At 76.2% G+C, this 9,002-nt stretch carries 9 protein-coding genes; 6 read left to right on the top strand and 3 right to left on the bottom strand.

From position 1 onward, the window contains the following. Positions 1-86 precede the first annotated feature (86 nt). The gene (locus tag ACIQTO_RS26655; RefSeq protein WP_402392803.1) at positions 87-854 is read right to left on the bottom strand and encodes a YcnI family protein; all 768 of its coding nucleotides are present in this window, start codon (positions 852-854) and stop codon (positions 87-89) included. A gap of 190 nt (positions 855-1,044) precedes the next feature. After that, positions 1,045-1,887, bottom strand: a complete 843-nt coding sequence (locus tag ACIQTO_RS26650; protein ID WP_402392800.1) for a hypothetical protein — start codon at positions 1,885-1,887, stop codon at positions 1,045-1,047. Positions 1,888-2,115: 228 nt separating this feature from the next. Between ACIQTO_RS26650 and ACIQTO_RS26645 the strand changes: the two genes are divergently transcribed. Then, complete coding sequence (locus ACIQTO_RS26645; RefSeq protein ID WP_402392797.1) at positions 2,116-2,760, top strand: ATP-binding protein; 645 nt, start codon at positions 2,116-2,118, stop codon at positions 2,758-2,760. A 66-nt stretch (positions 2,761-2,826) separates the two neighbouring features. On the opposite strand, the gene ACIQTO_RS26640 is transcribed toward ACIQTO_RS26645, so the two are convergent. Next, entirely contained in the window at positions 2,827-3,813 is a 987-nt protein-coding gene (locus ACIQTO_RS26640) for an LAETG motif-containing sortase-dependent surface protein (RefSeq protein WP_402392795.1), read from the bottom strand. A gap of 159 nt (positions 3,814-3,972) precedes the next feature. On the opposite strand from ACIQTO_RS26640, the gene ACIQTO_RS26635 reads away from it, so the two are divergent. The 5 genes from ACIQTO_RS26635 (at position 3,973) to ACIQTO_RS26615 (ending at position 8,930) form a co-directional block, all read left to right on the top strand. After that, positions 3,973-4,881: a LysR family transcriptional regulator gene (locus tag ACIQTO_RS26635; RefSeq protein ID WP_402392933.1), complete on the top strand. Its 909-nt coding sequence runs from the start codon at positions 3,973-3,975 to the stop codon at positions 4,879-4,881. 59 nt (positions 4,882-4,940) lie between these two features. Further along, positions 4,941-6,029: an allantoicase gene (gene alc, locus ACIQTO_RS26630; RefSeq protein WP_402392792.1), complete on the top strand. Its 1,089-nt coding sequence runs from the start codon at positions 4,941-4,943 to the stop codon at positions 6,027-6,029. A gap of 122 nt (positions 6,030-6,151) precedes the next feature. After that, complete coding sequence (locus ACIQTO_RS26625; RefSeq protein ID WP_402392790.1) at positions 6,152-6,382, top strand: hypothetical protein; 231 nt, start codon at positions 6,152-6,154, stop codon at positions 6,380-6,382. 24 nt (positions 6,383-6,406) lie between these two features. Then, positions 6,407-7,759 (top strand): amidase, encoded by a 1,353-nt coding sequence (locus ACIQTO_RS26620; protein ID WP_402392788.1) that lies wholly within the window; start codon positions 6,407-6,409, stop codon positions 7,757-7,759. Positions 7,760-8,108: 349 nt separating this feature from the next. Next, positions 8,109-8,930, top strand: coding sequence for an integrase (locus tag ACIQTO_RS26615; protein WP_402392786.1), 822 nt, complete (start codon positions 8,109-8,111; stop codon positions 8,928-8,930). Positions 8,931-9,002: the final 72 nt, after the last annotated feature.

Genomic DNA, 9,002 nt, shown 5'->3' with positions numbered 1-9,002 from the left:
GCGGGTGGGTGCCCGCGCGCCGGGGGGGGGCCCCCGGGGGGGCCCCCCCGGCCCGGGGGGGGGGGTGCGGCCCCGCCGGTGCGGGGTCAGGAGGCGGAGCCGCCGTTCTTGCGACGCAGGCCGAGGACGCCGAACGCGGCGCCGACCAGGCCGACGACGATGCCGACCACGGCGAGCACGCGGGCGGTGGAGTCGCTGCTCTTGGTGGAGGAGCCGGCGGCGGCCTGGTTCGTGGCGTCGCCGTGGCCGTGGCCGTCGGCGGCGGCCGACGGGGAGGAGGTGGCGGTGACGCCGTGGTCGTCACCGGCGGCGGCCTTGTCGAGGGCCAGCACGGGGGCGGGCTTGGCCGGCTCGGGCTGGCCGTCCTTGGCCTCGTCGATCCAGCGGACGACGTCGCCGTTGTCGTAGCTCTGCAGCGCCTTGAAGATCAGCTTGTCGGTGTCGGTCGGCAGCGGGCCGAGCGAGACCCGGAACTCCTGGAACTGCCCGGGGGCGATCTTGGTGCCCGCGTCGGCGGTCCAGGTGATCTTGGAGACGGCCTCGTTGACGTCGTTGCCGTGCACCTTGAGCGGCTTGTCGAGCTTGGCCTTCTCGACGGTCGTGGTCCACCCCGGCATCGGCAGGGTGCGGACGGAGGCCAGCGGGTGGTCCAGCGGGAGGTTGACCTCCAGCTTCACCGTGGAGGCGGTGTCGTTCTCGTTCGGCACCCGGAAGTCGACGGCGGTGTAGCCGCCCTGCGGGGCGTTGCCCGGGTTCACGGTCACGTGCGCGAAGGCCGGGCCGGCCAGCAGCACCACCGACGCGGCGGCGGTGAGGGCGACGGCGGCGGTACGACGGGCGGGAAGGGAACGCATGATGCGGGTCTCCGTTCGGAGGCTCGGCGCAGGCCCGCTCCCGGACACGGTGATCCGTGCCTCGGCGGGGCCGCGCGGCGTGGGGACGAGTGGGGGGCCGCACGCCGCGGGGCGCGGCGGGTACGGCTCGGCTGCTGCGCACGCCCGGAGCCCGGAACGGCGGCCTTGCCGGCACACCGTCGGGGGTGGGTCAGTACGCGAGGGCCCCGAACGGGGGGCCGCGCCGCACCACGCTGTGCCGCAGTGCGGCGCGGGCCGGCGGCCGGCTGTCCCCGGCCCGGGCGCCGGACCGGCGGACGGGCCCGCCGGGCGTCCCGAGCAGACCGCGCAGCAGCGCCGCGGCCAGCGCGAACGCCGTCCGCAGCGGTGTGGCCCAGTGCTCCCGGGCCGCGGTGGCGGTGATCCTGACCAGCCGCCAGAGCGCCGCCTCGCCGCGCCGCAGCCACCAGCCGGCCACCAGGGCGGCGGCCAGGTGGCCCGCGAGCATCGACGGCGTCATGCCGAGCAGACCGCCCTGCCACCAGGGCGTGACGGCGAACGCCCGCGGGTCCAGCCCCGCGTTGGCGACCAACTGCTCGGCGGACGGGCCGCCGGCCAGGCCGGCCAGCGTGCCGGGGTGGGCCTCGTTGCAGATCAGCCGGCCGGCCACCTGGGGCAGGGTCAGTGGGCCGGAGCCGCCGCCGTGGTGCATGCCGGCCATCGCGCCGGTCGCCGCGGTGGCGTGACCGCCGAAGGTGTGGAACAGGCAGTGCAGTCCGAGCTGGCCCGCGCCGAGGGCGCCGGCGATGGCGCCGAGCGAGCGCTCCCGGCCGCCGAAGGCCACCGCGAGCACCAGGACGGCCGCGAAGCCGGTCGCGAGCGCGGGCGGTGCCACGTTCCCGCCGCCGGCCAGGGCGTGCCCGGCGGCCGCGATCAGTGTGCAGACCAGGGCGAACGGGACGGCCCGCGCAAGCCGCAGGTCCCAGGCGGCGGCCCCCACCGGCGCGTCCGGTGCGGGGGCGCCCGGGTGCGGGGCGGCGGCGAGGGCAGTCATGGCCGGGCCATCATCTCATCGCCCACCGCGCCGTCGTTGGCAGGGTGGGAAATCCCTACGAATGCCCCGTTCGGCCCGGCGTGCGGCCCCCGGTGTGCGCCGCTCGGCACAGACCACCGCGCCAGTCCATCCGCCGAACGGGCGGCAGCGGACCTCCGGAACGGTTCACCGCATGATCACGCGGAGATACCTAGTTGTATGTGGAGCCGCAGCCAGGAGGGACCTCCCGTGGACATCTGGTGGACTCTGCACCTCAAGCGCGACCCGGCCAGCGTGCCGCTGGCCCGGCGCATCCTGCTCGGTGCCATGGCGACGGCGGGCGTCGACCCGCAGATCGCCGACGACCTCGGGGTCGCCCTCAGCGAGGCCTGTGCCAACGCCGTGGAGCACGGCGCCGGCGGACGGCCGGACGACAGCTTCCAGGTCACCGCGTCGATCAACGGGGACCTGCTGCGGATCGAGGTGACGGACTCCGGCCCCGGCCTCTCCGCGCCGGCCGCGCCCGGCCCCGTGCCGTTCCCGCCGCGCCGCCCCACCGCTCCGCCGGCCCGCCCGGCCCCGCACCGCCGCGCCCGGCGCGGCCGCGCCAGCGTCCCCGGCCCGGTCCTCTCCGCCCACCGCACCCGCCGCGAGGACCGCCCCTACGACACCCACGTCCTGCCGCCCTGCCGCCCCGGGAGCGCGGCGCCCACGCTCCGCCCGGTCGACCTCGACACCCTCCCCGACCTCACCGCCGAATCCGGCCGGGGCCTCTTCCTGATCCACGCCCTGACCGACCACGTCCAGCTCCGCAACCACCCCCTGCGCGGCGCCATCGTCAGCTTCGACAAGGTCCTCAAGTGGCAGGACGACGCCCTGCTGCGGGCCTGCTGACCGGGGAGACGTGAGAAGGGGTACGGGCGTCGCGCCCGTACCCCTTCTCCGTCACCGCTGCCGGTGTCAGCCGTGCGAGCCGGCCTTGCGGCGGCGCAGCACGATCAGGGTGCCGGCGCCCGCGGCGAGCACGGCGGCGCCGCCGAGGGCGATCGGGAGGGTGTTGGAGCTGGACCCGGTCTCGGCCAGGTGCGGGCCGGCGGCGGGGGAGGCGGAGGCCTTGGCGGAGCCGGTGGTCGCGGGGGTGGTCGCGGCACCGGTCTCGGCGACCTTGAAGTCGCCCTCGTAGTAGCCGTAGAACTGGGTGCAGGCGTTCGGCTTGGTGTTGGCCGGGGTGGGGACCTTGTCGTTGTCGAACGCGTCCGAGCCGGAGTCGTAGTTGGCTCCGTACTTCCCGACCGGGGCCTTGGCCGTCGCGGCGATCCGGATCTGGAGGGAGTGCTTCTCGCCCTTGGCCAGCTTGAAGTCGGGTGCCAGGAGGTGGCGCTCGTCGAGCTTGGCGGGCTTCCAGCCGGAGCCGGTGTTCAGCTGCACGTCGAAGAAGTCGGAGCTCCAGTCGATCGGGCGGTCCCCCTCGAACTCGTCGGTGACGTAGAAGCCGTTCTCGATGACGGGCAGATCGACGCCGCTGTTGTTCTCCCAGGTCAGGGTGATCTCGGCGGCCGGGCCGCCCTTGACCAGGGTGGTGCCGTACAGGCCGGTGCCGGTGACCTTGAGGAGCGAGCTCTGGTACACCCCGCCGTGGCAGCGGTTGCTGATCGTCGGGGTCGGCGCCGGGGTGGTCGGCCGGATGGTGGGCCGCGCGGTGGTGGTGGCACCGGCGCTCGGCGACGCGGAGGTGCCCGCCGACGGGGTGCCGCTCGCCGGGGGCGTGGCCGGCGTGGTCGGCGGCGTGCTCGGGGAGGTGGCCGGCGTGGTCGGCGGCGTCGACGGGGTGCTGGACGCGGACGGGCTCGGCGAGACGCCGACCGCACCGGCGGTGGCCGCGCCGACCGTCGCGCCGAGCGACAGCGCGAGCAGTGTGGAGGCGGCCAGGAGGCGTGAAGAACGCACGGTCATTGCTCCAGCTTTGGGTGAATTATGTCCGAATGAGGGCGACTTGGGGCCTGGCGGTGATCGCCGGCGGGTCGCGCCGCCGCACCCTATCGGGGGGTGGGCGAAGCGTTCCGGCCGGGGTGGCCGAAAAAGAACTACGCTGGCGCGATGGGTGCGGTGGGCGAGTGGGATCTGCGGCGGCTGCGGGTGCTGCGGGCGGTCGGTGAGTGCGGCACGGTGACGGCGGCGGCCGAGCGGCTCAGCCTCTCGCCGTCGGCGGTCTCGCAACAGGTGTCGGCGCTGGCCCGGCAGTTGGGCGCGCCGATGCTGGAGCCGTACGGGCGGCGGGTCCGGCTGACCAGTGCGGCACGGCTGGTGCTGCGTCACGCGGAGCTGGTGTTCGGCCAGTTGGAACGGGCCGAGGCGGAGCTCGCGGGGTATCTGCACGGTGAGGCGGGCGAGGTGCGGGTGGGCGCCTTCGCCACCGCGATCGGCGGGTTGCTCGTCCCGGCGATCGCCCGACTGCGCTCGGAGGCACCGCGGTTGGCGGTCCGGGTGGTGGAGGCGGAGGCGGCGGGGGCGTACGGGCTGCTGGCGGCGGGGGACGTCGACCTGGCGCTCTCGCTCGCGGTGCGTCCGGCCGGCGGCGATCCCCGGTTCGTCGAGTCCGTGCTGCTCAGCGACCCGCTGGACGTGGCGCTGCCGCCCGGGCACCCGCGGGCCGACGCGGCGGGCCTGCGGCTCGCGGACCTCGCGGACGAGCCGTGGATCTACGGCGCGGCCGGCCCGTGGCGGGAGATCACGCTGACCGCGTGCGCGGACGCCGGGTTCGTGCCCGAGCGGGCGCACACCGCGGCGGACTGGTCGGCGATCCTGGCGATGGTCGCGGCCGGCCTCGGGGTGGCGCTGGTGCCCCGGCTGGCCTCGGCGGGGCGCGGTGGCGGGGCGGTGGTCCGGGCGCTGCCCGCGGACCTGCCGACCCGCCGGGTGGTCGCCGCGGTCCGCGCGGGGACGGAGGGGACCCCGCCGCTGCGCCGGGTGCTCGCGGCGCTGGCCGGGGCCGCCCGGGTTGTTCAGTCCGGCTGAACGTTTTGGTCAGATCTTTGTGATGGACCTGATCAGTTCTGCGGGGTCATGGTGGACGCATGGCTACCGACAGCACCCCCAGGACCCTGCCCGACGCCGACGCGCTGCCCTACGCGGGCGGCAACCCGTACGCCGACTACCGCTCCGGCACCTTCGGCTTCACCGCGCTGACCGACCTGGCCGACCGCCGGCTCGGCGGCGCCGTGATCGCCGCCAACGACGAGCTGTTCGCCGAGCGGGAGAACCTGCTGCTGCCCGAGCCCGCCGAGTTCCGCCCGCACACCTTCGGCAACAAGGGCCAGATCATGGACGGCTGGGAGACCCGCCGCCGCCGGGGCGCCGGCACCGACCACCCGCACCCCACCGCGCGGGACCACGACTGGGCGCTGATCCGCCTGGGAGTGCCGGGCGTCGTCCGGGGCGTGATCGTCGACACCGCGCACTTCCGGGGCAACTACCCGCGGCAGATCGGCCTGGAGGGCGCCGAACTCCCCGGCACCCCCGGCCCGGAGGAACTGCTCGCCGACTCCACCGTCTGGCACCCGCTGGTGCCCCGCTCCCCGGTGCGCGGCCACGCCGCCAACGGCTTCGTCGTCGAGGGCGGCCGCCGCTTCACCCACCTGCGGCTCAGCCAGTACCCCGACGGCGGCATCGCCCGGCTGCGGGTGCACGGCGAGGCCCGGCCGGACACCGCCTGGCTGGCCGCCCTCGGCACCTTCGACCTGGCCGCGATCGAGCACGGCGGCGCGGTCGAGGACGCCTCGGACCGCTTCTTCTCGCCCCCGTCCAACCTGGCCCTGCCCGGCAAGTCCCGGGCGATGGGCGACGGTTGGGAGAACCGCCGGCGCCGGGACGACGGCCACGACTGGGTCCTGCTGCGGCTCGCCGGGCGCGGCGCGATCCGCGCCGTGGAGATCGACACCGGCTACTACGTCGGCAACGCGGCCGGCTGGGCCGCGCTCTACGGCCGGGACGAGCAGGGCGCCGACCCGCAGGAGTGGTTCGAGCTGGTGCCCCGCACCCGGCTCCAGCCCGACGCCGTCCACCGCCTGGTGCTCGACGCGCCCCGCCCGGCCACCCACGTCCGGCTCGACGTCTTCCCGGACGGCGGCATCGCCCGGCTGCGGCTGCACGGCAGCCTGGTCTGAATCCCCGTCCCGGACGTGCCGTCGGTGGTGATCGGCGGCGCGTCCGGTGGTGCGTCCGTCCGCCGTCCGGTGGCCGTCCCGCCCCGGTTGCCGGTGCCGGACGCCCGCCGGACGATGGGGGCATGATGCACCAGATGCGCGCCGAGTACGGTGACGGCGGTCCGTCCGCCGGGGTGAGGCTCTGGCACATGGTCCGCGGCTCCGAGGCCGTCGCCATGTGCGGCCGGGAACTGGACGAGGGCGCGCTGCTGCGGGACCCGGCGGACTGGGGCAGGACGCCCGAGCTCTGCTGCCACACCTGCGGCGCGTACTACCTGCGCGAGACGCCGTACCTGGCGACCGAGCACCCGTAGCGGACAGCCCCTAGCCTGGTCGGCATGGAGAGCTCCCCGGTCCGCCCGCGGTCGTTGGCCGACGAGTCCGCGCGGGCACGGGCCGGCCGCCCCGGCCCGGTCGTCCGGGCCGACCGGCTGTGCGCCGCGATCGAGCGGCTGGACCCGCTGATCCACACCTTCGTGCCCGAGCCCGGGCGGCCGGGGCGGCTGCGGGCCGAGGCCCGTGCGCTGGTCGCCCGGTACCCCGATCCGGCCGCCGCGCCGCCGCTGTACGGGGTCGCCGTCGGGATCAAGGACATCGTCCACGTCGACGGCCTGCCCACGCACGCCGGTTCGGCGCTGCCGCCCGGGGTGCTGGCCGGGCCGCAGGCCGTCGTGGTGGACCGGCTGCGGGCCGCGGGCGCCCTGGTGGCGGGCAAGACGGTCACCGCCGAGTTCGCCGGCGGCGCCCCGGGGCCGACCCGGAACCCGCACCACCCCGGGCACACCCCGGGCGGCTCCAGCAGCGGCTCGGCGGCGGCGGTCGCGGCCGGGCTGGTGTCCCTGGCGATCGGCACCCAGACCGTCGGCTCGGTGATCCGGCCCGCCGCCTACTGCGGGGTGGTGGGCCTGCGGCCGACGTACGGGCGGATCCCGATGGACGGGGTGATCCCGAACGCGCCGAGCTTCGACACCCTCGGCCTGTTCACCGCCGACCTCGCCGGCGCGGCGCTGGCGGCGCCGCTGCTCTGCGACGACTGGCAGGACGCCCCCGTGCCGTCCGGTCCGCCCCCCGTGCTCGGCGTGCCCACCGGCCCGTACCTGGAGCAGGCCGGGCCGGTGGCGCTGGCGGCCTTCCGGGAGCAGCTGGACCTCCTCGCCGCGGCGGGGTGGACGGTGCGCGAGGTCGACCTGCTGCCGGACTTCGGGTGGCTGGTGGGCCAGGTGCGGACGATCAACCGCTTCGAGCAGGCGCGTAGCCACGCCGACTGGTTCGCCCGGTTCGGCGGCCTCTACCGGCCGGAGACGGCGGCCGGGATCCGGCACGGCCAGGCGGTCCGGCCGGAGGACTACGAGACGGCGCTGACCGCCCGGGAGCCCGCCCGGACCGGGCTGGCCGACGCGTGGGCGGCCGCAGGGGTGGACCTGGTGGTGGCGCCCGCCGCCACCGGCCCGGCCCCGCTCGGGCTGAGCAGCACCGGCGACGCGGTGATGTCCCTGCCGTGGAGCTACGCCGGACTGCCGGCGCTCAGCCTGCCCGCCGGGGTGAGCGCGGCCGGTCTGCCGCTCGGACTCCAGGTGGTCGGCGCGGCCGGGGCCGACGAACTCCTGCTCGCCCGGGCCGCCCCGCTGGAGCGGGCCCTGGGCCGGCCGGTCCGCCGAGCCCCTGATGAGGGCCCGTTGAGGGCCCGTTGAGGGCCCGTTGAGGGCCCGCTGAGGGTCAGTGCCCGTCGCGCCGCTCGTCGGGGAACCGGGGGCCGCCGATCAGGAACAGCAGGGCCGCGGTCGGAAAGCCGATCGAGGCGGCCACCAGCACGATGAACTCCCAGAACATCCGTCGCTCCTCGTCCTCGTCAGTCCCGTGCTGTCCGGCCCCTCGAAGGAGCTCGCAAACCTGACGGGCCCTGATTGGCCGAATTGTCCACTCGATATCCGACGGTATGGCCGAATTGCCCCCGCTGCCACCGGACAGCTCCGGCCGGGCCGGGACGCGCCGCGTGCACGGGTCTGGGCTCGCGCCCCACCCGGCGTCCACACTGTCGGGATGCAGGTACAGCTGGCAGGTGAAGCACGGCGGCCGGACCGCGAGAGCGAGGACTTCGCGGCGGCCTCACCGGAGGCGCTCGTACTGCTCGACGGTGCGAGCTCGCCGACCGGCCTGGAGTCCGGGTGTCGCCACGGCACCCCGTGGTACGTACGGCGGTTGGGGGTGCACCTGCTGGCCCGGCTCACCGACCGGGCGGACCGCTCGATCGCCGAGTGCCTGGCCGACGCCATCGTGGAGACGGCCGCGCTGCACGGCGGTCGCTGCGACCTCGCGCACCCCAACACGCCCGCCGCCATGGTGGTCGCCGCCCGGCGGCACGGCACCGCACTGGAGTACCTGGTGCTCGGGGACTCGCTGCTGGTGCTCCAGTACAAGGACGGCCCGCCCAAGGTGATCGGGGACAACCAGCGCTTCCCCGGCGGCGAGGCGCTGCGCCGGCAGGTCTGGTCGACGGTGCCCGGCTCGACCGAGCGGGCCGCGTTGCACCTGGAGTACGCGCTGGCCGTCCGGGCGGTCCGCAACTCCGGCGGCGGGCCGTGGATCGCCGCCGCGAGCCCCAAGGCCGCGCAGCACGCCGAGACCGGCTTCGTCGGCCTGGACCGGCTGCACGCGGTGGCCGCCCTGAGCGACGGCGCCTCGCGCTACACCGAGCGCTTCGGCCTGGGCAGTTGGGCGGACGCGCTGCGGCTGCTCGCCGAGTCGGGGCCGGGCGAGCTGATCGCCCAGGTCCGGGCGGTCGAGCGGTCGGACGCGGCTTGCGAGCGCTGGCCACGGGGCAAGGCGCACGACGACGCCTCGGCCCTCTACGCGCTGCTGTGACGCCGCGGCGGGGAACCGGCCGGGGGCGCGCGGCGGACCTCGGGTAGGACGCGCCGACGGCGCGGGCCCTCC

Origin of the sequence: Kitasatospora sp. NPDC091207, from assembly GCF_044768625.1 — a bacterium.
In the GTDB taxonomy this organism is placed as follows: Bacteria; Actinomycetota; Actinomycetes; order Streptomycetales; family Streptomycetaceae; genus Kitasatospora.
Note: the sequence above shows the minus strand (reverse complement) of the source record. Positions and strands in the feature narration are given on the sequence as shown.